The sequence below is a fragment of the Algoriphagus sp. Y33 genome (assembly GCF_014838715.1).
GTDB lineage: Bacteria > Bacteroidota > Bacteroidia > Cytophagales > Cyclobacteriaceae > Algoriphagus.
In genome coordinates this window covers 5,467,431-5,491,512 of sequence record NZ_CP061947.1, presented here as the reverse complement: position 1 = coordinate 5,491,512, position 24,082 = coordinate 5,467,431, and the positions used below count along the sequence as shown (strand labels likewise).

At 41.8% G+C, this 24,082-nt stretch carries 21 protein-coding genes; 6 read left to right on the top strand and 15 right to left on the bottom strand.

The window, feature by feature from the left end; all coding sequences use genetic code 11:
- Window positions 1–498 precede the first annotated feature (498 nt).
- Window positions 499–3,657, bottom strand: a complete 3,159-nt coding sequence (locus tag ID165_RS22500; protein WP_192347665.1) for a S41 family peptidase — start codon at window positions 3,655–3,657, stop codon at window positions 499–501.
- A gap of 95 nt (window positions 3,658–3,752) precedes the next feature.
- On the opposite strand from ID165_RS22500, the gene rlmH reads away from it, so the two are divergent.
- Both rlmH and ID165_RS22490 read left to right on the top strand, forming a co-directional pair.
- On the top strand, window positions 3,753–4,226 hold the full coding sequence (gene rlmH / locus ID165_RS22495) for a 23S rRNA (pseudouridine(1915)-N(3))-methyltransferase RlmH (protein WP_192347664.1): 474 nt from the start codon (window positions 3,753–3,755) through the stop codon (window positions 4,224–4,226).
- A 1,219-nt stretch (window positions 4,227–5,445) separates the two neighbouring features.
- Window positions 5,446–6,219, top strand: a complete 774-nt coding sequence (locus ID165_RS22490) for an SDR family NAD(P)-dependent oxidoreductase (RefSeq protein WP_192347663.1) — start codon at window positions 5,446–5,448, stop codon at window positions 6,217–6,219.
- 138 nt (window positions 6,220–6,357) lie between these two features.
- On the opposite strand, the gene ID165_RS22485 is transcribed toward ID165_RS22490, so the two are convergent.
- From ID165_RS22485 to ID165_RS27170, 5 genes are all read right to left on the bottom strand, one after another.
- Entirely contained in the window at window positions 6,358–6,711 is a 354-nt protein-coding gene (locus tag ID165_RS22485; protein WP_192347662.1) for a DUF4260 domain-containing protein, read from the bottom strand.
- A 321-nt stretch (window positions 6,712–7,032) separates the two neighbouring features.
- The gene (locus tag ID165_RS22480; protein ID WP_192347661.1) at window positions 7,033–7,383 is read right to left on the bottom strand and encodes a DUF1761 domain-containing protein; all 351 of its coding nucleotides are present in this window, start codon (window positions 7,381–7,383) and stop codon (window positions 7,033–7,035) included.
- A 26-nt stretch (window positions 7,384–7,409) separates the two neighbouring features.
- Window positions 7,410–7,802 (bottom strand): RidA family protein, encoded by a 393-nt coding sequence (locus ID165_RS22475; RefSeq protein WP_192347660.1) that lies wholly within the window; start codon window positions 7,800–7,802, stop codon window positions 7,410–7,412.
- A gap of 89 nt (window positions 7,803–7,891) precedes the next feature.
- Window positions 7,892–8,311, bottom strand: a complete 420-nt coding sequence (locus ID165_RS27175) for a helix-turn-helix transcriptional regulator (RefSeq protein WP_370539715.1) — start codon at window positions 8,309–8,311, stop codon at window positions 7,892–7,894.
- A gap of 39 nt (window positions 8,312–8,350) precedes the next feature.
- A complete protein-coding gene (locus ID165_RS27170) occupies window positions 8,351–8,584 on the bottom strand; it encodes a helix-turn-helix transcriptional regulator (RefSeq protein WP_370539714.1) in 234 nt (77 codons plus the stop codon).
- A gap of 536 nt (window positions 8,585–9,120) precedes the next feature.
- Here ID165_RS27170 and ID165_RS22465 point away from each other — a divergent pair.
- Window positions 9,121–9,936 (top strand): hypothetical protein, encoded by an 816-nt coding sequence (locus tag ID165_RS22465; RefSeq protein ID WP_192347659.1) that lies wholly within the window; start codon window positions 9,121–9,123, stop codon window positions 9,934–9,936.
- A gap of 243 nt (window positions 9,937–10,179) precedes the next feature.
- Here ID165_RS22465 and ID165_RS22460 read toward each other — a convergent pair whose 3' ends face one another.
- The 3 genes from ID165_RS22460 to ID165_RS22450 form a co-directional block, all read right to left on the bottom strand.
- On the bottom strand, window positions 10,180–10,695 hold the full coding sequence (locus ID165_RS22460) for a peptidylprolyl isomerase (RefSeq protein ID WP_192347658.1): 516 nt from the start codon (window positions 10,693–10,695) through the stop codon (window positions 10,180–10,182).
- 337 nt (window positions 10,696–11,032) lie between these two features.
- Entirely contained in the window at window positions 11,033–12,736 is a 1,704-nt protein-coding gene (locus tag ID165_RS22455; protein WP_192351720.1) for a capsule assembly Wzi family protein, read from the bottom strand.
- 5 nt (window positions 12,737–12,741) lie between these two features.
- Window positions 12,742–13,407: a hypothetical protein gene (locus tag ID165_RS22450; RefSeq protein ID WP_225586876.1), complete on the bottom strand. Its 666-nt coding sequence runs from the start codon at window positions 13,405–13,407 to the stop codon at window positions 12,742–12,744.
- A 136-nt stretch (window positions 13,408–13,543) separates the two neighbouring features.
- Between ID165_RS22450 and wecB the strand changes: the two genes are divergently transcribed.
- Window positions 13,544–14,644, top strand: coding sequence for a non-hydrolyzing UDP-N-acetylglucosamine 2-epimerase (wecB, locus tag ID165_RS22445; protein WP_192347657.1), 1,101 nt, complete (start codon window positions 13,544–13,546; stop codon window positions 14,642–14,644).
- Window position 14,645: 1 nt separating this feature from the next.
- Complete coding sequence (locus ID165_RS22440) at window positions 14,646–15,134, top strand: cupin domain-containing protein (protein WP_192347656.1); 489 nt, start codon at window positions 14,646–14,648, stop codon at window positions 15,132–15,134.
- A 41-nt stretch (window positions 15,135–15,175) separates the two neighbouring features.
- Here the strand turns inward: ID165_RS22440 and ID165_RS22435 are convergent, their stop codons facing one another.
- The 5 genes from ID165_RS22435 to ID165_RS22415 all read right to left on the bottom strand — a co-directional run bounded on the left by ID165_RS22435 (window position 15,176) and on the right by ID165_RS22415 (window position 21,709).
- On the bottom strand, window positions 15,176–18,079 hold the full coding sequence (locus ID165_RS22435) for a TonB-dependent receptor (protein ID WP_225586875.1): 2,904 nt from the start codon (window positions 18,077–18,079) through the stop codon (window positions 15,176–15,178).
- Window positions 18,080–18,163: 84 nt separating this feature from the next.
- Window positions 18,164–19,399 carry a hypothetical protein gene (locus ID165_RS22430; protein WP_192347655.1) on the bottom strand — a complete coding sequence of 412 codons (1,236 nt, stop codon included), beginning with the start codon at window positions 19,397–19,399 and terminating at the stop codon, window positions 18,164–18,166.
- A 184-nt stretch (window positions 19,400–19,583) separates the two neighbouring features.
- On the bottom strand, window positions 19,584–20,555 hold the full coding sequence (locus ID165_RS22425) for a MoxR family ATPase (protein WP_192347654.1): 972 nt from the start codon (window positions 20,553–20,555) through the stop codon (window positions 19,584–19,586).
- Window positions 20,556–20,901: 346 nt separating this feature from the next.
- A complete protein-coding gene (locus ID165_RS22420) occupies window positions 20,902–21,522 on the bottom strand; it encodes a pseudouridine synthase (protein ID WP_192347653.1) in 621 nt (206 codons plus the stop codon).
- 10 nt (window positions 21,523–21,532) lie between these two features.
- Entirely contained in the window at window positions 21,533–21,709 is a 177-nt protein-coding gene (locus tag ID165_RS22415; RefSeq protein WP_192347652.1) for a hypothetical protein, read from the bottom strand.
- 143 nt (window positions 21,710–21,852) lie between these two features.
- On the opposite strand from ID165_RS22415, the gene ID165_RS22410 reads away from it, so the two are divergent.
- Entirely contained in the window at window positions 21,853–22,977 is a 1,125-nt protein-coding gene (locus ID165_RS22410) for an amidohydrolase (RefSeq protein WP_192347651.1), read from the top strand.
- A 171-nt stretch (window positions 22,978–23,148) separates the two neighbouring features.
- Here the strand turns inward: ID165_RS22410 and ID165_RS22405 are convergent, their stop codons facing one another.
- On the bottom strand, window positions 23,149–23,928 hold the full coding sequence (locus ID165_RS22405) for an NIPSNAP family protein (RefSeq protein ID WP_192347650.1): 780 nt from the start codon (window positions 23,926–23,928) through the stop codon (window positions 23,149–23,151).
- Window positions 23,929–24,082 lie beyond the last annotated feature (154 nt).

Genomic DNA, 24,082 nt, shown 5'->3' with positions numbered 1-24,082 from the left:
TATAGCAAAAGCCTCCCACATTGGGGAGGCTTTTTGCATTTTTAACCACAAAGCCCACCAAGGAACACAAAGGTTAGGAGCTGTCGCCCCATAGAGACGAAATCTTTGTAGAATTGTAGTTTTTTTCTTGATCGTTGAAATTGAAAATTGATCATTTTTTTTTATGTATATACGCTTTTCTGCCAGTAAAACAATAAAAGCATCATAGGGTTCGGAAAACACTAGCGTCAAAGGCCACTTCGGTCACCCGTCTTCGGTCTTCCGTCCAGTAAAGCAAAGAGAATATGGTTACTGGCATCATTACGGATAATCACATTTTTTTAACCACATAGAGCATAGCAATCATAGATGAGCTCCGTATTTCAACAAGTCCAAGTCAGGAGGCTTGAATTGGGAGGTGCTTTTTTGAACCACAAAGCCTACCAAGAAAGTGCAAAGAATGCAGTTACCATATCTCCTCAGAATCCGGGCTTGGACTTAGCCGTCACATTCAAAATCTCATTTTATCTTCTCCATTATCACCTCTATCGCCTTATCCAGCTGCTTTTGACTACCATCAAGTCTATCCACAAATCCTTCATCTACCCGAATATCAGGTTCTACACCGTCCTTTTCCAGATTTCTCCCGTCCAGCGTGTAGCATCCCCAAGCCGGGAGCCTGTAAAAAGAACCATCCACCAAGCCCTGCCCCGATGTGAAGATAATCCAGCGATAGGTTTCAGTTCCTACGATGGTTCCCAAACCCAATTCCTTGAAACCTGCTGCGGTCATCTCCGCATCCGAAAGGGATTGCTCATTGATTAGGAGTACAATTGGTTTGTCAGCCGGAGAGAAATTCGGCTGGTTCGTCAGCTTACCATCACGGTATTTCCATTGCAGATAGTTCTTCTGGCTAAGAAACTGCAGCACTTTATCGTGGACATTCCCTCCGGTATTATAGCGCAGATCCAGGATAAGCCCCTCCCGATTACCTTTCATAGAGACCATTTTCTCCAGAAAATGCTGCAACTCGCCTCCTCCCATATTCTTCATGTGGATGTATGAGATTTTATCCCCCGACTTCCCGTCCACATAAGCTTCATTTTGATCCATCCACTCATCGTAAAGCCAAGTTTTCATTTCTCCCATGGAAGCAGGATGAACTTTCAACATGACTTCCTCACCCTTTCTGTCAAAAGTCAATGTCAGTTCCTCTGTCATGGTAGGCACGGCAAAATATTGCTCTCTATTCAGATTTGGGTCGATTTTCACTCCATTTACCGCCAACAATTGATCTCCCGGCATTACAGGCATAGGCTCAAGATCGGCAGGGCTGTGCTTCAAAACACGGTTGACCGTATATGGCTTGTCCTCATCAAATACTATCCCGGCATTCATCGAACGTGTGCCGAAATAACCTTTTTCTTCTTCCCCGTAGGAGTTAAAACCAAAATGAGAGGTATTCAACTCACCCAGCATATCATTGAAAATAGTGCGGAGGTGCTCACGGCTGGTTACGTATGGTAAAAACTCAGCATAGCGATCACGTAACTCCTCCCAACTTTCCCCATGAAAATCACCGTCATAGAAGTTTTGCTCCATTCCGGCCCAAGCTTCGTAATACATCTGTTCAAACTCGTCGCCCAGCTTCTTGTCAAAAGCCTGAGAGATCTTAATTTCCTCTGTCTTGTTGCTCGCCGGATCAAGCGTATACACTCTTCCCCCTGCCAATAGGTACATCTTATCTTTAGCCTCTACCAGTTCAAAACCGTAGACTTTGTCATCACTGACTTTCTCCGTTTTGGTTTTTTCAAAATCCTCCAAGGTAGTCTTCCACAGTTTGGAATCTCCCTGATCATGATTTGAGGTATAGAAGACCCATATTTTGTCCTCTTTTTGATGAACCACAGGACTGGACTGCTGCCCAAAAGACGGGCCTACCAGTTCCAATCTATCCATTAAGTCTCCCAGGGTGATCTTTACTTTCGGAGAAGACTTATCTTCCTTTTCCTTGTTATCTTTTTCCCTATCTTCCTTTTTCTTTTCGTCATCGGCTGACTCTTCTTTGAATAATGCTGCGACTTTATCCGACTTGAATAGCTCCGCAAACTTATCCAGCTTCATCCTGTAAATATGCGCATCAGTAGTTCCATAAGGATAACTCGCATGGGTACGATCTGAGGAAAAGTAAATGTATTTGCCATCGGGAGACCAATAAGGTGATGTTTCTGTCACGAATGTCTCTGTTAAGTTGATAGTCTTCCGAGACGCTCTGTGATAGACGATCACTTCCCGCTCAAAATTCCGGATTGGACTGAAAACCACGTATTCATCATCCGGCGATAGGTAGGCATTTGGAGTGTAAAGTCCCCATAGCTCATCTTCGACGAGTGTTTTGCTATTCATTGTTTTGAGATCTATCTCACGCACTTCATTTCTTCCACCTATGTATATTCCGAGTGTTCGATCCTTATTCAACGTCAGTTGACGATTCTTGAATTTATCATCAGTCAGTTGCTTCTCCTCTTTGGGATTTTGGGCTGAGGTAGTGAACCAATTATGATATCCCTTGACCGTACGTGAATAAATAAGTGTTTTGTTGTCTGCCAGCCACTTCACTTCTCCCACAGCTTCTTTTGGATCTGTAGGAATTTTCTGCACAAATTTCCCTTTTACATCTGAGATAAAAAGAACACCCCGGGACACAAAAGCCATCTTATTCCCATCGGGCGACACATCAAAATTGGCAATATTTCCGGCTACCTGCCGCGTAAGCTCCTTTTGGAGTGTTTGGTTTTGATAGATGGAAATGATCGGCTGAGAGGTGTTGCCTGTTTCTACATCATAGACAAAAACCTGATAATCCTTTCGAAAGACAATTTTCTCCCCGTTTGCACTCACCTTTGGCCACATGATAGAAGCCGGGAAGTCTGTCAACTGTGTTTTGGCAGTTTCCTTAAATGTGTATAAGTTATATTCTCCGTTGGCCTCATCGGATTGAAAATACACGTTTCCATTTCGATCTATGGTCGCTCCAAAGTCCTTCCCTTCGTAGTCTGTGTACTGCGAAAACTTCTTCGTTGCCGGATTGTAAGACTTAATATCGGGGTTGTATTCTCCTTTGTAGCGTTTTCTGTGAGCAAAATTCTTGCTTTCCCATGTTTCGTTGAAGTAAATTTCCCCTGTATTGGGCTGGACTACCGCTCCGTGAACGGTATTGAAATAATGTGGAAAAAGTCGCTTTGGTGTAGAACCGGTTAGTTCGATTTCATAGGTCGAAAAGTTATTGTAGCGATTGGAAGTAAAATAAATCTTATCACTCTCCCAGCTCCAGGATTCCACTTCATCTGCCGCCTCATGGAATGTCAATTGCCGTATTTCCCCACCCTCCATCGGCATTAGAAAAATGTCTTTGTTGCCATACTGCTCAGAAGTAAATGCCAGCCATTTTCCATCTGGGGAGACCGCCGGCTTGCTCTCGATCCCTTCCATAGCAGTCAAACGCAATGAAGAACCTCCGTTCACAGGAACTTTCCAAAGATCTCCCTCAAAGCTGAAAACAATTTCCTTAGCATCCGGCGTCAGCGTGGGATCAAGAATAAAAAAGGGGGCTGAGGATTGGGCAAATCCCAGATTGACTCCACAGAAAAGCGTGAAAGCAGTTATAAATTTTTTCATATATCGGGGTTCAACATGTTTGTAAAAGGAAATTAAGTTTATTCCCTGAAATAGGAAAGGAAAAATACTACGGGCAGTATTACTTATTTTTGTGCATGACCATCAAACTGATCGCAATCGGCAAGACTGACAATCAAGCAATCCTTTCTCTGATAGAGGAATACAGCAAACGTCTGAATTTTTACATCAAGTTTGAATTTGACGTTATTCCTGATCTCAAAAGCACCAAATCACTTTCAGAAACACTTCAGAAAGAAAAAGAGGGGGAATTGATTCTAAAGAAACTAGTTCCTTCCGATGAACTGATCTTACTGGATGAACATGGCAAAGGCTACAGTTCGATGGATTTTTCCCAGTTCCTTCAGAAGAAAATGAATTCGGGCTTGAAACAGCTTATTTTCGTCATCGGAGGCCCATACGGCTTTTCTGAGGGAGTTTACGCAAGGGCAAACGGCAAACTTTCCATCTCCAAAATGACTTTTTCCCATCAGATGATCCGTCCATTTTTCATCGAGCAATTATACCGGGGATTCACAATTCTTCGAAACGAACCCTACCATCACGAATAATCCATTTATTGGTTCGAAGATGTGATGTGAATCGAAAGATATGAAGATTGGGGATCAAAGAAATGCATGAAGGGAATATGGGGTTAAGGGTGTCGGCTGATAGGTTATGTATTTATAGTTAAAGGTTAATAGGTAGTGCGGGGAGAATCTAAATTGATTTGTCTCTAAAATTCTGTAGAAACGAAGCAATACCGACAGCCATGTAACCTTCAGGCGGCCAAAATAGAACACAAATTCTCTCTGATTTGTGAACGTAGATACAATCTATGCTCAAGCTAGTCTCTAATATTAAGTTCAACTTAGACTTTGTCAGAAGGGGAAAAAAGAATAGATGGTAGGCGGCAAAAAACACATAAAGCCACACCTTTTATCAGTAAAACCTATCAAATGAATAGGGATATTCCTCATCCATAATCTTTAGCATTTTTATGACAAAAGTATGACAATACCGATTAATCGATGGAATTACAGAATGTGACAAAAGGGCTGCCGGAAGATATTCTGCTTTCAATCCGCTGTACTGTTCTTAAACAATCATGATTGACTTTGTAACCGAAAATCCAACCGTTCGTGGCGACAAGAAGATATGAGTAGCCCAGCAACCCCAGCGGGATGGAAGCTTTGTAGCCGGGTATGGAATCCTGAGGAACGAAGGATGGAATGCCCGGTAAAACAACAAAAAAGGTCATTGCCTCGGCCACAAGGAAAAGTGGTAAACGAAAGTTTCTGCCAAGGAGGATTTAAAGATCTGGATTAATAGGAAAGCCCATAAAACCATGATTACATTCCCGACAATCATTGCGCTCTGATCTGCGGAATTCCAGTCTAAAATTCGGAGTTTGCGAAACCTGGAAGGTTATCGATAAAGTACAGTAAGAACGGGCAGGGACATTGGTCAGAACCCCACCCAGCACTATCAGTGTAGATTAATGAATTCTGCAGTAAGCTTGGGCCTTCTTTGTAATGGAAGTAACCATTATCCCATTTTCAATAAATTAATCGCAACGATTCCTAATTAGTTTATTCTTCTCCATTAGAGGAAATCAAAGTGCTTGACTAGTTAAAAAAGATGCCAAAATTACTTTTGCAAAAAAGTAAGATTGCCATATCAATAGGACACTCACTTTCCTCAATTAGGCTACAAATGTCCCTGATTTGGCTACAAGGATGTTATAGCCAATAATGAATTTTGCTGTACTAAATCAACTATTGAAAAATAATGCAAACAAATGACACGAAAACAGCACTCGTAACGGGTGCAAATACCGGTATTGGTTTTCAAATAGCCAAAGCCCTTGTAGAGAATGGCTATAGGGTGTATATAGGTGCCCGTAATTTACAAAAAGGGGAAACAGCCGCAACCGAAATTGGTAATAACGCAAAAGCAATTCAACTGGATATTGCTGACAAAAATTCCATCAATAAGGCTGTAGCGCAAATAGAAAGTGAATTTGGATATCTTACTTTACTAGTCAATAACGCAGCCGTCTCACACGCCGGTAAAGCGGGACGCACCATGGAAGAGATACTTGGAGCACAACGTGCCAGCATTGCACCGATAAGTGAGATGAAAACCGTTTGGGAAACCAATGTGTTTGGAACACTCGCTTTAACGCAGGCTATTTTACCATTGTTGAAAAAAGCAGCAGCAGCACGTATTGTTACAGTTTCCAGTGCCTTAGGCTCTCTAGGGTTAAATTCAAACCCTGCCAATCCTTACCGTTCAGGATTTGATGCGGTATATGGTGCTTCAAAAACTGCGCTAAATGGGGTTTTCCTTTCTTTGGCTAATGAGTTGGAAGATTCCAACATCAAAGTCCATCTGGTTAGTCCGGGTTTTACCGCCACGGCACTCAACAATTTTCAAGGAACTGATACAGTGGAAGAAGGTTCTCTTGAACCGATAAGAGTGGCATTGGCAGAAGATCTGCCAACAGGAAGTTTTACCGGACCCCCAGATTTTTCCGGAGAAAACAACCTTGTACCATGGTAAATATGTAGACAAAATCAAAAACCTATGGCCCTATTCCTGCCATAGGTTTTGTTGATAAACTTATAAAATAAAAAACAAGAAAGATAAACTCATGGAAAAAGCCAAAGATAAGTCTTCGAATATAAGCAAAATCCACTCCTACTTTTTACCTATTATTCCCAAATGAGTATTGCTAAAGCTATCATAGTATTTCAAGCCATATCCCAATGCTCTGTCAAACGAAATATGGGCAAAAAGAATGATTGCTGCTAGTTTCCAATAGTCATCATCATAAGTCAATGCATAGCAAGCAACTAATGCTGCTACAAAACGATGATGTAACAAGTTGTAAGTGAATGCTCCAACTTTGGGATTAATTAGGTAACCCATCATCCCAATGTCAGGCAATAATAATAGGGCAGGAAACCACCACCATGAAAAATTTAAATTGTTGAATAGAAATATGCAAAACAAAAACAAAGCAATCTCCTCTAATTTCAACAATGATTTCATATATGTAATGTAAGTTCTTAATTGGCCTGGGACTCACAAGATTACTTTATCCATTCCCTATTGGGATTATTTGAATAAAATCATCATGTCCATTTCATGTTAAATTGATTTTATTTTTGCTAAACAAAAGTAATTATAACTCTAACAATTGTTCAAAAGTTCTTCTTGCACGTTTAGATTTTCGACCAAGCGAACTATTTTTCTTTCATAACTAAGTCCGCAAAGCTCCACTATAACCATTCTAATTTTTACTACGTTTACTTTTCCTATCCTAATTCTTCGGTTTAAGGTTTCCTCCCATAGCATTTTCCACTATTTCAGCTATTCGCTTTTGTCTGGTTTCGGGATATTGGGATTGATGGCTATGTTTACTGTATTGGCAACTAAATATCCAATGCCTACAATCAATGACAATTCAATGGCAGATTGGTAAGAATCAATTTTTAAAGCATATATTAAAATTGCAGTAGTAATTGTAATAACAAACGAACAAATTGCTGGACCTATTATAAAAATAGGTGCAGGTTTTTGGTCTGCTTGGTTTTCTTTTCCCAGTGAAATTAGGTATTGCTTTTTGAAAAGTAATGTAAACCATAATGCACCAAGCATAAAATAAGGCACGAAAGCCGCAAATACGCCAAGCCAATTAATTTCTGAAATTGAATTTATCATATCTTTTGTTTCTTTTGAAAGCTAATTCATTTAACAACCGTGGCCTCTAACTCTATGGTACAAGTTGCAAAAAGTCCTTTTACTTCGAACCCTGTTGTGGCCTGTTGTATGCCATATTGTTGAAGAAATGGAACATACACATCCATACACGTTGTAAAAAACTCGTTCATGTCGGTCGTATAAATATTTAGTCTTACGATGTTTTTACACTCATAGCCCGATTCACTTATTAATTGTTCCAAATTTGCGATTGTCTGAATAAGCTGGCTTCGCATATCAGCAGAGCTTGGAATTCCATTAGCGTCTATAGCTACTTGTCCTGAACAGTACAGTGTACCTTCTACATTTTTAACCTCTACAGCTTGTACTGAATTTGTGCTTTTACCCCAAGCCCAAGGGTCGAATGTCATCTTTTCCATTTTACTTTTTTTTAAAATTGTTTGTCGTTATTGACAATTCAAAAGTAAAATGGTCATATGACAACCCTATGTCAGAGGTCGAAAAAGGATTAGTAAAATTTATCGAAGTATTCTTGTAAGGTCATTTTATGTTGCTCAAATTTCTCCGTAAGGACATGCATTTTCGTGATTCTGTCCAAACGGAAATATCTAAATTCTTTTCGCAAACGACACCAAGCAATGAGTAGCCAATTTTCTGTTGTACTAATTAATGCGAATGGCTCAACTATTCGACTTGTTGAGATGTTTTGCCCGTTGGTGTAGTCTATTCTGATTAGATGAAAGTTCGTGAGCGCTTGTTGTAATTCAGAAATGTTGTTGCTGCTTCTTTCTCTGTTTATGTTTTGTTCAAAGCGGGTTCTGTCGGCAAGTAAATTTGCTTTGTCCTTGTCCGTCTGTTTTAAAACCGCCTTTATTTTGTCAATTGCTTCTGAATAGTCCTTTATGAAAGATGTGTCTTTATTTTTCAAAACCAATTGTTCTGCAAGAATTAAAGCATTTGCTTGGTTTTAGGTGAACATTACAGGAGGAATTTTATAGCCGTCCATTAATGTATAGCCTTTACCATCTTCTGTCAAAATGGGAACTCCTGCTTGTTCTAAAGCTCTTATGTCGCGATAAATTGTTCTAATACTCACATTGAATTTTTCTGCAAGGTTTGTCGCCGTCAAAAGTCGTCTCGTTTGCAATTGCGTTAAAATCGCAGTCAGTCGTGAAAGTCGTCTTGTATCGTTATCGTTCATTCGTCAATTTGTCGGTGCGTTGTTTTGATGCAGTTTGTTTTAAATGGCTACTAACGAAAGTGGTCACTCCACTTCTGTAGTCCTATTGCATCCAGATCGCCATTGCCCACAGTTCTTTCGGCTTTTGTTAGAGCAAGTTAATAAATGCTTTTATCCTTTTGAACTCGCTAGATTAGTCCACGGTACTAATCCTAAACGCCAGGCCCTATCTGACACTTTCATATGATCATATTTTGTTTTTTCAATAGTCGATAACCCGTCCCGAACTCGATCCGCGAGAATCCCGCACCGTGAATAATCACGTCTTCCGAAATATATGGCCGTCTTCTCTTACCCTTATTTCTACTCTTTAAATCACCAATTCTACGGAATGAAGCCAGAAAGCAAATGAGCCCTGTCAACTGAAACTCCTTACAAACGACTGATCGTCAGATCGTCCAATGTTAAGTTTTGGAGAACTATTCGCTATAATGTTACCAAATTATTAACTTTACATTACATTGGTCGTATGTTTAGTAACATTAGCTTCATTCAAGGTGAAAAAAGCGCTCCTCACATATATCCTTCTATCCACCATAGGCCTCCATGCTATGGCTCAGAATGCTATTGAGACACTACGCTTTGACAGCAATTCGGAAAAGGAGCTGTGGATGACAGGGCAAGCGAATCCCTATTTTTTATTTAGAGCAGTTCAGGCAGAAAGTGCTCCTTCTGACCAAAAATGGAATGATTTAGTAGCTGAATTGGATCAAAAATTCCATAAAAAAGGAACACACATCAGTCTACTTCGCCAACTCTTCCAGAAATCCCACCAGCATCTCTTCAAGACCTATGAGCAACATGCTACATTCAATGATATGCTTGGCATAGGCTTATACGATTGTGTAAGCGCATCCGCCGCTCTGGCGTTACTTTTGGATCGTTACGATTTTGATTACAAAGTCGTCGAGACAGATTATCATGTATTTATAGTGGTATATCATGAAAATAAAGACATCATTTTGGAAAGCACACTTCCTGTAGGCGGAATGATCACGGCCCCCCCGGAAGTCGCCTCTTACCTAGAAGGATATAAAGCTGATGATTCCATGCGTCCCAAGTCTTTTAATCAACGATTGGGGGCTCCAAAAGTAGATTTATCAGATAACACCATTTTCAGAAAAGTCAATCTCGCCCAATTGGCCGGTTTACAATACTATAATGATGCGATCTCTCATTTTAATGAGCAAAGCTTTGAAAAAGCATCTTCCCAATTAAGTAAAGCCTTGAAGCTTTACAACTCCGGGCGTATAGAAGGTCTAAAAGTTTTGGCGGACGAACAAGCAACTTTAGTAGCTCGCTCAAATCAATAATAACATCCTTGACCAAAGTTAGAACTAATCCCTAGTTCAAAACTATTGCAACTGTCCCCTGCCTGCTATACAGAAAATGTGGCTGTCTCTCTCATGGCTAGTTTTTCCTGTCAGGCTAAGCAGCCAGTCTGCCGAAGGCATGAGAGTCGAAGCCCTTTTAGTGCCATTTTTTAAGCATATTTCGACTTCCCGCCACAACGAGGCAAGCTGCTCAATGTGACGAATACAGCCTCATTGAGATAGTCAATGGTGGTGATGTCCATCCGGACCATGGGCGTGTCCATGTTCGAGTTCTTCAGGAAGCGCATCCCGCACGGCAATGATCTTTCCCTCAAAGAACAAATCATACCCGGCCAGCGGTGGATTAAAGTCCATATGAACCCCTTTGTAATCAATCTTGGTAATCTCTCCACGGATCTGCCCTCCCTTGTTATCCTGCATAGGAATTACATTGCCTACACGAAGAAGATCCTTATTTTTCTTTCCTTTTTCTTTAAAATTAGCTTTCGGAATGATCGTTTTTTTCTCTTCGATATAATCCCCATAAGCATCATCAAAGCCTAGAAGCACAGAAAATTCCTCTCCTGCAGATTTGCCAAGTAATGCCTCTTCAAATTTGGGAAATACCTCTCCTGCATTAAACAAAAAATAAAAGGGCTTATCCTCAGGCACATTTTCATAAGGAACCATACCCGTCTCTCCATCATCTACTTTTAGGTCATAGCACAGTGCTACCACTGTGTTCTTTTCTATTTTCATCTGTTTATAATTTGATTTCCAATGGTCATATGGAATCTCGCATGGCTTATAATCATCCCAGTGTGTGTCGCTCTCGACATGCTCGATTTCATCTGTTTATAATTTGTTTTTCATTGGCCACACAGAATCTTTGACGAGTAAACTAATCATTGCCCTGCGTACTTTAATGATGATTTTAATCGTGTCGATATCCTATGATTACAAATTTTCCTTAAGGGCCATATGCCCCCTGTCGTCGGACAGGAAATCTCTGCAGGTCACATTGCTTATAATCATCCCGGTACGTGACGCCTGAGTTGAGTCATGCCCAATTTCATGTTTCTGTTGAAGCTAACTCCTATTGGAAGATATACGCCAATCCTACCTGAGCTACAAAATTCTTGCGGTCATATCCCGGAACAAAATATTCGTCAGGGCTATTTTCCAAATACCATTTATAGTTTAAGGTATTCACGTATTGCAAGCGGGCGTTTACCAAAACACTTCCAAACTTCCAATCTCCAATAAGTGAAGGCACCAGATCTATGTATTTGTTTCTCCAGTCCTTAGATGCCTCATATCTATAGTAGTAATAATCATTGTTGTAGACAATTCTCTCCATCTGAAAACCAATTCGGTTCATCTTATTCACCCAAGCCAACTCCACAAAAATCACATTACTAGCCGGGCCATTTCCGGCACCAAGCACCTGTCCCTTGTGTGTGTAACCTTCCATGACATGACCGTGAATGTACCAAGTTTTGAGATTTCGAATATCTTCCCTAATTGTCTGACCTGTTTGGGTCATTTCCGAAGAAATCTGGAAATAATGATCCGGTTTTTTTAAGCTCATCAGGTGGGAAAATCCAAAAGTAAATGCCCTTCCGGACTCCGGAGTAGCCATAAAGTCATTGAGCTTTCTGTCGTTATCCCGGGTTCCATATTCACCGTAAAACTCAAAATGCCCCTCTGGACTAAGCCATCTAAAAAACCCTGAACTAAACTGCTGCCTCTTTTCTTGGGTAGGGTCGACGATATTCTGAGCTTTCTTTCTTCCATTGAAAACAGGCAGGACATCGCCCAAGCCGGAAATCTCACTTCTGTACATCTGGCTGGTAGAACCATAGCCAAGGAACAATCCCGGTACCCATTTGGGCTGATAGGTCAATACCAACCCTGACATAAAGCGTCTACTGTCTTCCCTCCTAGGGACTAACACATTAGTTTCTTGAAATCGGTAATCCGGCCAAGGCGGCAAAAACCCGGAAGATTTCAAGAAACCTCCTATCAATTGTCCTTCAAAAGATCCAACTTTGGTTTTGACCGGTTTTCTCGTATTTGCCGTGAAATGTATAAATCCCGGGGCATTATTTCCCAATAAAAGTGAATTCCTTCTGCCCGGTCCCCACCACAAATTCTCAGAAGATACTCCTATCGAGTACTCTTGGTAATTGAAACGAATACTGGATTGACCTAAATATGCCTGTGTATATCCACTACTACCGAATCTCTCCGGCATGTCAATACGATTCATAAAATCGTAATAGAATAGTATACTTGATTGATGCTCGATTGGAAATCCCTTATAATCAGAATTCTGTGCCATCAGCAGCTCAGGCTGAAACTGCACACTCAATGGCCCATACTCCAAATACGCACCGGGACTTAAGATAGTCTGAATACCGCGATTGGGGATAAACGCTCCATCATTGACACCAAAAGCATAGGTAGAATTGTATTGAAATTTGGCTACTGCCGGCATCATCAAGAACTTACCTTTATTATTCCTGCCAAAAAACTTATGGACGGTTGTCAGATCCATATCCACCACGGAGCTGTCAAGATCAAAACCATGCTCAACCCCAAATGCTGACACCGGATAAAGAGGTCTGATCATAAATGATGAGGCAGAATCGATATCACCAAGCAATTGTGCACGTCGTAAATAATCATCCAGTACGGGAGATCCCACGGGCACTGTCTGCGCCGGTGAATAATGACTTACCAAAAGGAACAGCAACGAAGCTCCTAAACAGCTATTTAAAAATTTCCTTGTCTTCATCATACTCATTTCAAGGTAAGGGCTTCAACGGTTATTCCTGCAAGGGACCATGATTCATCACATAGCGGATCAGGAGAATTCTCTGCCACCAAATCCGAATTCATATAGATTCTGCCTGTAGATCCACTATGTTCCAGTATTTTTGAAATACTGTACCGTGTCGTGAAATTTGCCACTGTATCATATAGGCAAAGTCCGGGCATATTGGTTTGAATTGCACCTGTTTTCGGTCTATTTGTTTTAGAAAAGGTATCAGGATAAGACTGATAGAGGCAATAAGTCGATTCGCAAGGAGTATTGGAAAAAGTAGTCCTGAAAACCTCCTCATTGTCAACCCCAAAAAACCATTGGTCTGGCCCACCTACTCCATCAGAAGTGTTACCATCCCAGGTATCGTGAATCAAAATCTCAATAGTCACCTTCAAAAGATTGTGGGAAGGAAGGCCGGTGAGATTGAGAGCTACTTCTTCATTATGATAATGTCCCATTACAGTATCATTTTGGAATACCATAAATCTGCCATTCTCAAAACCGTCAAGATTCATATCAGAAAAATCATTGGTATAGGCGACCGTTTCTGACTCCAGGGTATCCGCACAAGAGAAAAATATGGCTACGACTACTAGTAGTAAAAAGGGCTTAAACGCTTTTGGCAAAATATTGCAATCCATCTACTTCAGTTAGTTAGGAAAATATAACCCTGCAAAGAAACAAAAAAGGAACCAAATGAGACTTACCAAGAGAACGCTAATTTATCAAAAGCCTTCAAAAGGATTTACTAATTTTAGCAGATCATAAAACGAAGCAATGACTACTTTTACCATCGTCGCAGGTGCTCGGCCCAATTTCATGAAAATTGCACCTATCATTCATCAATTGATCAAAAAACAGCAAGAAGGGATCCCTGTGGAATTCCGGCTGGTACATACCGGACAACATTACGACAAGAAAATGTCGGGAGACTTTTTTGAACAACTAAACATCCCCGAACCCCATGCAAATCTGGGAGGTGGGGGTGGCTCCCAAGCTGAACAGACAGCGGCAATTATGGTCTCTTTTGAGAAAGAACTGCTGGAAAATCGCCCAGACCTTGTGTTGGTAGTAGGAGACGTGACCAGTACCCTTGCCTGCTCGATCACTGCCAAAAAACTCCAAATCGATGTGGCACATGTGGAAGGAGGGATCCGCTCCGGCGACTTGACAATGCCTGAAGAGATCAACAGAATGGTAACAGACAGCATCACGGATCACTTTTTCACTACTTCTGAAATCGCCAATACCAATCTTCTGAAAAGTGGTTTTGCAGAGGAAAAGATTCATTACGTAGGCAATGCAATGATCGATACGCTCATGGCTCAAATGCCCAGGTTTCGCAAACCCCAAGGTGAAATATTTGACAAATTAGTGTCAGGACAGTACTTTGTCATGACAATGCACCGACCTGCGAATGTAGATCAGGAACACAAGCTGAAAGCTATGATTGATGCGATACTGGAAGGAACAGAAGGACTCCCTGTCATATTCCCCGTTCATCCAAGGACCGCCAAAAACCTACAGACTCTCGGTATAGATGCCGATAATCTGCATATGAGTGACCCTTTGGGTTACCTGGAATTCAATTATCTGGTAAAAAATGCAAAAGGCGTGATTACCGATTCCGGAGGAATTACGGAAGAAGCATCAGTTATGAACGTGCCATGCATCACTTTACGGGATAATACTGAGCGGGCTGAAACCATACATCTTGGAACCAACGAACTCGTAGGAACGGATCCGGCCAAGCTAAAACCTTACCTAGAAAAAATCATGAATGGAAACTGGAAGCAATATCAGGGAATACCACTTTGGGATGGGAAAACCGCTGAGCGAATTGTGGATATTTTAATAGATTCCTACCCTACTGGCTAAGATGAAGGTTAAAGACAGAATAGCTTTTTTGGTAGAAAAATTACGACTTACCCCACATCCGGAGGGCGGGTTCTATTCAGAGACGTATCGATCCGGAGATTGCATAAGTACAGATTCAGGCAAAAGAGACCTAACTACTGCGATATACTTTCTTCTCACCTCGGAAAACGTATCCAAATTCCACCGTATCAAAAGTGATGAGCTTTGGTTTTTCCACGAAGGAAGTAAGTTGACCGTCCACACCTTGAGTGAGATAGGTCATCAGCAGTACTCACTTGGATATCCTTCTAGCAATGCTAAAACTGTTCCGCAGCATTTGGTGCCCGCAAATACTATTTTTGGAAGTTCCGTGGATGAACCGGGTAGTTATGCTTTAGTTTCCTGTGTAGTAGCTCCAGGATTTGATTTTAGGGATTTTGAGCTTTTCAATGAGCAAAAGCTCATTACCCTATTTCCTAAACATGCAGATATAATCAAAAAATTGACATAGAAAAGGCTCCGATTAGGAGCCTTTTCTATGTAGAAGACATCTTAGAAAGACAATGCCAATCTTAAGTTTATTTTTGTTCCCGGAGATAGGCTGCTGAAGATTTGATCCTCGGCTTGATAGGACTGAAACACATATTCTCTCTTAGAATTCAGAAGATTTTGCACACCTACTCCGGCTTGCAGACGCTCATCCGCTCCGAAAGTTTTGTTGATATTCAGATTCAAACTGTTGAATGGTACCGAATACGTATCCGTTCTGTTACCAAAACCTACATATTGAAGAGACGAACCTTGTACATTATAAAATATTCCCGCTTCCCAGCCAGTGACATAAGACTGGTAGCTCAAGCCTGTATTAATCAAGTAAGGAGCTTGGCCTGCCATATCCCTAGTATCTTTGATCTCCTGCCCCTCTCTAGCACTAAGCTGTCTTGATCTATACTCAGATTCAGACATTTCGATCTTGGATTTGGTGACCGTCACATTCGTATTCCAAGTTAAATTCTCCAAGCTAGGAGCAATAAATTTCAGGGATTTTCTGAACTCAAATTCCAATCCGGCCACTGTTCCATTGCCTACGTTTCTTGGCTGAAAAGTACCCGGATCAGCTAGAAACTGAACCATTTCGATCGGCTTCTCAAAAGTCTTATAGAAAGCACTTACTGATAGCATTTGCCCTTTATCTTGGAAAGCCTCCCATCTCAAGTCAAAGTTATTCACGTGAGTAGAGACCAAGTTTCCGTCCCAAAGAACTTCAGTTCCACCATTGGTAGTTTCAGGATAAAGACCTCCGATGAATGTTCTACCGGTAATCGGATCAAGGATTTCGGCGTAAGAAAGCTCTTTGAAAGAAGGTCTGGCAATAGTTCTGGAAGCTGAAGCACGAAGGTTTTGATTTTCTTTCAAGTTGAAAATCAAGTTGACTGTAGGGAAGAAATCCATATCATCCAGTACTTCTACCAAATCGAAATTGATAGTTCCTGTCTGGTTGGTTCCGGTATAGTACTGGTTGAATTTTTCTACTCTCAAACCAACAATAGCCTTTAGTTTTTCGGCGGGATTGGCCTCCAGAGAAGCATATCCTGCCATGTTTGTAGCAATGGAATTATAAGCATTGGCATTGATCGGAATAAAATCCGCATTATACCTTACCCCATTTCTATTTTCTTCAGAGAAAAGATTCCCATCAAGCAATATCTCATTGGGATCTCCTGTAAATTCGGTGTTTCCTGTGGCAAACTGAAAGCTCTGGATATTAAAGTCACGCTCTTTGTACACATAATTGCCCCCAAACTTCACTTTGCCCTGTCTTGAGAAAAGAGTCAGATTCTTCGCAATATCTCCCTTACCCACGATGCTGTATTCTTCTAGATTTCTCCAGATTCTGGCAGGCAAACCCACCTCTGTCGAAATGTTATTGGTAGGCTGTCTAAATCGGGTAAATCTAATGTCCGGATCATCGATGGTAGATCTGGTAGGAGCAAGTTTCCAATTGATTTCCCAATCATTTCCATTGAGGTAATGTGTACCACCAAGCAAGATGCTAGTCAAACCTCTTTGGCTGTATTCCAAGTTATATTGCTTTGCTTCGAAGTTTGCGCCCAAATTGGTATTGACAAAATCAAATTCTCCGGCTTTTGATTCCCCGTTTTGCAAGTGCATCAGGTTCAGTTTGAGTTTGGAATGGGTAGTCTTCAAAGCAATACCCGCTATTCCTCCAAGCAACACATTATTCACACCGAAGTCCCCACGCTGTCTTTCCAACGGTTCAAGTTCTGTTTGACCAGCCTCTCTGGGCTTGGCATAGAGGTTATATTCCGCATCCTGATAGAACTCTGTCTCATTCTTATAGGTCAGTGCGAAGTTGTAGCCCCAAGTTGCTTTTGGTCGGGCAAATTGATTTCCCAAAGAGAAACTTACACCGACATCCATAAGACTGTTGGTCCTGTAGCCCCCCAGTGTTTTGTTGAAATTTCCCAGAATCTCTTGGTAAGCCAATCCTCTCGGACTGTTGGGATTGCCCACGGCATCGCCATACTGGGGAATGTCAGTTCTTCCATCTGTAGGAATAGCTCTGGTTCCGTCGTCGAAACCCAAAAAATCAGTATTACCACCATCATATTTCAGGTAGTTTGAATTGAAGTGCATCGATGGATTGATTCCTCCACTTAGGCTCAAGCGCATTGATTTTTCTTCAGGAAAATCTTTTGTCTCAATATCTACCACGCCGCCCGTAAAATCTGCGGGAAGATCGGCTGTGAAAGATTTAGAGACGATAATATTATCAATCACATTGGTAGGAAATATATCCATTTGGATTGTATTTCTGTCAGGATCAAGACCCGGAATATCCACGCCATTCAAAACAGTTTTAGTGTATCTGTCACCAAGCCCTCTTACAAAAATATATTTACCACCTTCGATGGATACACCGGTAACCCTTTTTACAGCAGAAGCAGCATCTCCGTCTCCAACTTGGCGAAAAGTACTTGCAGAAATACCGTCGATCAGGTTAGCTGCATTTCTTTTCACAGATAGCAACGCTGATTCTGTTGTTCTGATTGCCGCAGCTGATACGGTCACTGCCTCAAGATCCGAAGCTTCGTCAGCCATCAATAGATCGCCGATTACATTCACTTCTCCCGCTTTTACCACTACTTCGGTAAGGTTGATAGAAGCGTATGAAATGTAAGACACCTGAAGTGTATAACTACCGGGAGTCACTTTTATCTCAAACTTTCCATCGAAGTCAGTGACGGCCCCCGTGGACGTTTCCTTTACTAATACAGAGACACCATATAAGGGCTCTCCTGTACTCTCTTCATAAATAGTACCTCGAATAGTACCGTTTTGGGCAAAAACAAATCCCGCAAATACTTGAGATAGTACCAGCAGAATTAAGACCAGAAATCCCTTCATAAGTGGATAGGTAGATAGTTTTTTCATACAGCAATTAATTTGGATACTTAAAAAGAAGGAAGAAAGTAACCTTGCAAGTCCTTCCTTCCTTCGTTTAAAAGTGTTTGATTATTATAGATCAGAAATGGCTCCTGCAGCAGCTGCCCAAGACCAAGTGCTGGCAAAAGCAGTCTTGTCCGCACCTACTGTGTTTTCACCGGCCGCTACGCTTGTGGCATGAGCAGCAGTTCCATTTTTGAACACCGCAGAAAGTTCTACGCCTTCAGCAAGCGTGATCTCAAGGTTTGCAAATTTCAAAGAGCCATCAGCGAAAGTTGCCAATGTTTTGTCTCCGCTTAGAGAAAAATCTCCACGACCGTCAGTATCCGCAGGATTGGCAAAATTGAAGAAGTAAATGTTTTCAAAAGTACCTCTTGCTCCATCTCTGAAGTCACCTAGCTCAGCAACATTATTGCCTTTAACGGTTCCATTTTTCAAAGTATGAGCAGCATTGAAAGACCCTTCTGGACCGTCGATCTCAAGTGCGTGATCAGTTTCGCTACCACAAAGCACAATGAAGTTGTCCATAGTACCTGACCAAGCCTGATCAGTATCCAAACCGTCATCACCGGCATTCCAAACAAGTGCATTTTTCACGCTTACAGCACCACCGAACCATTCGATTCCGTCATCTTGATTAGCGATCACTTCTACGTTTTCGATTACCGTGCCTGAGCCTACGCCACCTAATGTAAGGCCGTTGATTTCGTTACCTTCGCCGATATTGGCACCGCCATGACGGATAGAGATATACTTAAGGACGCCGGAATTGTCAGCATCATCAGAGCCGCCGTAAAGTCCGTTTGTATCGGATGGAGGGATACCTTCAATCTGAGTCTCCGTTACATCTCCTGCGAGAGAAGCCTTAGCATTTCCGAGAACTATTAATCCTCCCCATAGTCCTGAAAGATCCGGTTCTAGGTTTGGAGAAGCGATTTGACCTGGAGCAATTTCATCGGCAACAGTGGTGAAGATAATCGGAGAAGTGGCAGTTCCCTGCGCATCGATCTTGGCACCTCTGGCGATGATCAAAGCAGTAGCGTTAGATCCGGACCCAACTTCACCTTTTACAATTACACCCGGCTGAATAGTAAGTGTATTTCCGGAAGTGACAGCAATTCTACCACCAAGGACATACGTTTTGCCTGTCTCCCAAGTAGTGTTGCTAGTTATATTGGATTCTACTCGTAGTACATCATCCTCACCCGGGACTACGGGAGGGGTAGGGTTGTCATTGCCGTCCACACAGCTAGTGAATCCAATCACTACGGCAGCAAACATGGTTAATAGGGAATTGAATTTTTTCATTGGATATAAATTAATTATGGTTTGCCTTATTTGACATTGCAAATCTGTCTCAATTTTTAGCCTCAAAAGAATTATCCGAATTATCCTTTTTTTAATAAAGAGTGCAGAATTTAATATTGGAATAACAAAAAGGGCATAAAAAAAGGCTTCTCTTTCGAAAAGCCTTTTTTTGATGATATAGCTGTTATTTCAATGTTACGGATTTGTTAATCGGAACTTTCTCCATTAGGATTCTCACCAAATCCCGAGTATTAATACCGTCTGCCTCAGCCTCATAATTGAGAATAATCCTGTGGTTCAGTACATCTTCTGCTATTTCTTTGATGTCTTCGGGCAATACATAATCCCGTCCATCCATGAAAGCAACTGCCTTGGAAGCCAAATTCAAATTGATACTCGCACGTGGAGAAACACCAAACTGAATGTATTTAGCTTCTTCTTTAAGCCCATATTGGTCAGGAAATCTTGTCGCAAACACCAACTCTATAATATAATGCTCCAAGGGTTCAGCCATCTTCACGGCATTGATCTGATTGCGAATATCAAAAATCTCCTCTTTGGAAAGTATCGCATTGACTTCCGAGCTAAATGACATGTTTGCCATCCTACGCATCACTTCCATTTCGTCAGCTTTACTTGGATAGTCGATATGGACTTTCATCATAAATCTATCCACTTGCGCCTCCGGAAGTGGATAGGTGCCTTCTTGATCCACCGGATTTTGGGTGGCAAGTACCAAAAAAGGTCTGTCAAGCTTGTAGGTAGTATCACCGATGGTCACCTGCTTTTCCTGCATTGCCTCCAGAAGCGCTGATTGAACCTTCGCCGGTGAGCGGTTAACCTCATCTGCCAATATCACATTGGAGAAGATCGGTCCTTTCTTCACTTCAAAATTCGCCGCCTGCTGATTGTAGATCATCGTACCGATCAAATCTGCCGGGAGTAGATCCGGTGTAAACTGAATTCTATTGAAATCAAGGTGAAGCACTTTGGCCAGGGTATTTACTGTCAGGGTTTTCGCCAAGCCCGGCACACCTTCCAGTAGAATGTGACCGTTGGTAAAAAGTCCGATCAAAAGCCTGTTGACCATTCTTTCTTGACCTACTACTATTTTCTTAACTTCCTGAATTACGTCTGCTATTTTTTCCTGGTGCATGGAATCTGAATCTTTTGGTGCTATTAAAGGGAGACTAAAATAGAGGTTTTTGTCCCAAAGGACAATCTTAAATCTTAGAAGTGGTAATGCATAGCCAAGAAAGGGAATTTATGATATTTTAAGAAAGTGGATTCTCGCAGCGGCGCAGCGTTGGATAACCTTTGAGGTTTTGGAAACCTCGAAGGTTTTGCCGGTGAAATTAAGCAAAACGCTCGAAGTAGTGGAAGACAAAAACTGAGCCTTACGATTTTCAATCTACAACGTCTCCCAAAATCTAAGGATTTAAAAGAATTCTTGGGATTTTTCGCCAATCTAACATCACGCCGCTGCGCCGCCGCAAGAAAAGTCACCTTCCGGATCTCCTCGTACCATTCGTCTTCTTAAATCCCGTCAACCCCAGCTTATGGTAAATCGCTGCTTCATCGATCTCCTGCACTTCGCCCACTTTAAACCCTTCTATCGTCAATTTCTCCATTGACCAACGCACAAGTCTTAGTGTGGGATATCCTATCGCCGCAGTCATCTTGCGTACTTGACGGTTTTTACCCTCTATCAACGTCAGGGAAATCCACGTATCAGGAATTGAAGCCCGGTAGCGAATCGGAGGATCCCGATCGGGAAGCGATGGAACCGGATCCAAAGCTTTGGCTATGGCCGGCTTGGTCTTGTAGTCCCTCCCTTCCACATTAATGACTACACCCTGCATCAGTTCCTTCAAAGAGGCCTGTTCTGGAGTTCCCTCCACCTGCGCATAGTAGGTACGTTGATGGCCAAAGCGGGGATTCAGAAGATGGTGATTTAATGATTTGTCGTCAGTAATAATCAGGAGTCCTTCAGAGTCCTTGTCCAATCTACCGACAGGATATACCTCCTTCGGAAAATCAAAGAGAGAGGCAAGCGTCTGCCCCTCTCCGGAAAATTGACATAAAACCCCAAAGGGTTTATAAATAATAAAGTATCTAGCCAACGTTAGGTGATTAACTTCCGCAGCCTATACAGTCTATGCTGGAATCTGTAGGCTTCACACCGTCACGCTCCATTTTGAGATTGTGGATTTTGTCACGAATCTCCATGTCCGCGAACATGTCGCCGGTGATTTGTGCTTCCAGAGCTTGGATTTGCTCGTTGTAGTTTTGTATTTGTACGTCGCTCATAAAAGTTAGATTTGAAGGGTTGAAATGATATTCTAAAATAGCCCGGGATCCTGAAAAGTTCCTGATCGAAGCTTCAAATTTTTCATCAAAAATGATTCCAACTGAGCGATAGAAACTTACCTTCCAAAAAATATCCGATAAAAATGTCTATTTCAAAACTTAAGAAACTCCGTCAGACTTTACATCAAAATCCAGAAATAGCAGGGGAAGAAGATGCCACGGCGGAGAAGATTTTAGCATTTTTCACCGAACTCCAACCGGATCAGATTGTAGAAAAGTTAGGCGGAAACGGGCTTGCATTTATTTTCAAGGGAAAAAAACCGGGAACAAGAAGCCTGTTTCGTGCTGAACTGGATGCGCTTCCCATTCAAGAAACAGGGGATGCCGTCTATAAAAGCAAAACAGACGGCAAAGCACATCTCTGTGGCCATGATGGACATATGGCAATCATCTGCGGATTAGGAGAAAAATTAGCCTCAGAAAGACCGATGAAGGGGGAAGTGATTTTACTTTTTCAACCCGCTGAGGAAACGGGAGAAGGGGCAAGATGGATTTTGGATGATCCGAAATTCCCGGAAATCAAACCCGATCACGCCTTTGCACTCCATAACCTTCCCGGCTTCCCTCTCCATCAGGTGGTGATCAGAAAAGGCACATTTGCGGCAGGAAGTACAGGATTGACGATTTCACTGACAGGAAAAACTTCCCATGCGGCTCACCCCGATGATGGAATTAATCCGGCAAAGGCAATAGCACAGCTTCTTCAGACGCTTCCAAAGCTGCCTGAAAACCTCGAAACGTTTGCTCTGGTCACCGTTATTCATGCTGAAATCGGCAGTTTGGCTTTTGGAACCAGTGCCGGAAAAGGGTCATTGAGCTTAACCATTCGCGCCTTTGACCAAACAGATCTTGAGAGATTGATCGATATGATCATGCATGAAACGCAAACAGTGGCTGCAAAAGAGAAGCTTGGGTGTGAATTTAACTTCCTGGAGCAATTCGCCGTATCCGAAAACGATCCAAAGGCAGCAGAACTAGCAGAGAACGTAATGAAGGATTTAGGACTGGATATATTAGAGAAAAAAGAGCCCTTCCGCTGGTCTGAGGATTTTGGCCTGTTTAGCCAAAGCTGCCCCTCCTATCTTTTCGGATTAGGGGCAGGTGAAAACAGCCCCCAGCTTCATGAACCCGGTTATGATTTCCCCGATGAGCTGATCGCCACCGGTGTGAAAATTTTTGAGGGGATTGTTAGAGAAGTGAATGGATGAGCAAAGACCTTCCAGGCTTTGAAAACCTGGAAGGTCTGCAAAGAGTTTAGCTTCTAAGTCCTGCTTCTCGAGAAGCAGGACAACAAAAAACTGAGCCCTCTGCGAAAAACTCTGTGTTCAACTGCGGTTAGAAAGATAAAAAAACCGACGCTCGCCGGCTTTTTCAATTTTCTACAAATCTGAATATTCTGCCGGGTAGAGCAATTTTGTATCGTTTCGTGATACTGTATTGGCATATTCCGGAAGGTCTTTCATTCCTGCCCAGTCCGGATCCGCACCGAATTGCTTCCAGTGTTCATTTCTGATATCCATATTTTCATGGGTAGTCATATACACCAGATTAGGCATATTTGCTCCGGCAATTGTCTCGGCATAGAAGATTGGGCTGCAATTTAATTTGCTGAAAATATCCATTTCTCCCTCGTTGAACATCTTCACTTTTTGCTTATACAGTCGCTCAGTCGCTGCTTCATAGCTTCTCATTTCATAGACCCTGTCCTTCTTTGCATTTGTCAGTTCCGACTCTGTAAATTTAGGCTGACCTGTCATTGCCTGAAGCAGGGAAGTTTCTATTCTTTTATAAGGAGGCTTATCATGTGCTGCATTGATATATGCGCTACCGGCAGTCTGGTAGGCCTGGTCTTTTGCCAATTTTCCTTCTAAGGCTACATATTCATCCAGCGACTTAAAAGGCACAAAGAGATAAACTTCCTTTCCGGCATTTGGCTGGGAAGCTATCGGTTTGAACACGCCAACTTTGGCAATACCATGCTTATGGACTGCCGGAATAAATGCGTTCGCAAGATAATCATCCAGCATAGCTTCCTGTTCAGCACTCTCTATATGATAAGTTCTCAGTTCGTAAAAATCTCTTTTTTGAGCCTGGAGATTTAAACTCATTAAAAAACACAAGGCTATGGCACCAAGGGAAATCAGGTTTTTTACTTTCATTTTAGGTTTGTTTTAGGTTTAATTGTTTGGAATAGTGTATATCCCATCTACTAAAGTACTGCTTAGGGGACAAAGATAAAAACCATTCGTGGATTAGAAAAGGAATGGTTAATTCTATCTCGCTCTTTCAAAGTTTTTGTTTAACTATTTTCAT

What these genes read in the sequence shown, in the direction of transcription:
- ID165_RS22500 (WP_192347665.1), bottom strand. Translation starts at nt 3,657, where the DNA reads ATGAAAAAATTTATAACTGCTTTCACGCTTTTCTGTGGAGTCAATCTG.
- rlmH (WP_192347664.1), top strand. Translation starts at nt 3,753, where the DNA reads ATGACCATCAAACTGATCGCAATCGGCAAGACTGACAATCAAGCAATC.
- ID165_RS22490 (WP_192347663.1), top strand. Translation starts at nt 5,446, where the DNA reads ATGCAAACAAATGACACGAAAACAGCACTCGTAACGGGTGCAAATACC.
- ID165_RS22485 (WP_192347662.1), bottom strand. Translation starts at nt 6,711, where the DNA reads ATGAAATCATTGTTGAAATTAGAGGAGATTGCTTTGTTTTTGTTTTGC.
- ID165_RS22480 (WP_192347661.1), bottom strand. Translation starts at nt 7,383, where the DNA reads ATGATAAATTCAATTTCAGAAATTAATTGGCTTGGCGTATTTGCGGCT.
- ID165_RS22475 (WP_192347660.1), bottom strand. Translation starts at nt 7,802, where the DNA reads ATGGAAAAGATGACATTCGACCCTTGGGCTTGGGGTAAAAGCACAAAT.
- ID165_RS27170 (WP_370539714.1), bottom strand. Translation starts at nt 8,584, where the DNA reads ATGAACGATAACGATACAAGACGACTTTCACGACTGACTGCGATTTTA.
- ID165_RS22460 (WP_192347658.1), bottom strand. Translation starts at nt 10,695, where the DNA reads ATGAAAATAGAAAAGAACACAGTGGTAGCACTGTGCTATGACCTAAAA.
- ID165_RS22455 (WP_192351720.1), bottom strand. Translation starts at nt 12,736, where the DNA reads ATGAAGACAAGGAAATTTTTAAATAGCTGTTTAGGAGCTTCGTTGCTG.
- ID165_RS22450 (WP_225586876.1), bottom strand. Translation starts at nt 13,407, where the DNA reads ATGGATTGCAATATTTTGCCAAAAGCGTTTAAGCCCTTTTTACTACTA.
- wecB (WP_192347657.1), top strand. Translation starts at nt 13,544, where the DNA reads ATGACTACTTTTACCATCGTCGCAGGTGCTCGGCCCAATTTCATGAAA.
- ID165_RS22440 (WP_192347656.1), top strand. Translation starts at nt 14,646, where the DNA reads ATGAAGGTTAAAGACAGAATAGCTTTTTTGGTAGAAAAATTACGACTT.
- ID165_RS22435 (WP_225586875.1), bottom strand. Translation starts at nt 18,079, where the DNA reads ATGAAAAAACTATCTACCTATCCACTTATGAAGGGATTTCTGGTCTTA.
- ID165_RS22430 (WP_192347655.1), bottom strand. Translation starts at nt 19,399, where the DNA reads ATGAAAAAATTCAATTCCCTATTAACCATGTTTGCTGCCGTAGTGATT.
- ID165_RS22425 (WP_192347654.1), bottom strand. Translation starts at nt 20,555, where the DNA reads ATGCACCAGGAAAAAATAGCAGACGTAATTCAGGAAGTTAAGAAAATA.
- ID165_RS22415 (WP_192347652.1), bottom strand. Translation starts at nt 21,709, where the DNA reads ATGAGCGACGTACAAATACAAAACTACAACGAGCAAATCCAAGCTCTG.
- ID165_RS22410 (WP_192347651.1), top strand. Translation starts at nt 21,853, where the DNA reads ATGTCTATTTCAAAACTTAAGAAACTCCGTCAGACTTTACATCAAAAT.
- ID165_RS22405 (WP_192347650.1), bottom strand. Translation starts at nt 23,928, where the DNA reads ATGAAAGTAAAAAACCTGATTTCCCTTGGTGCCATAGCCTTGTGTTTT.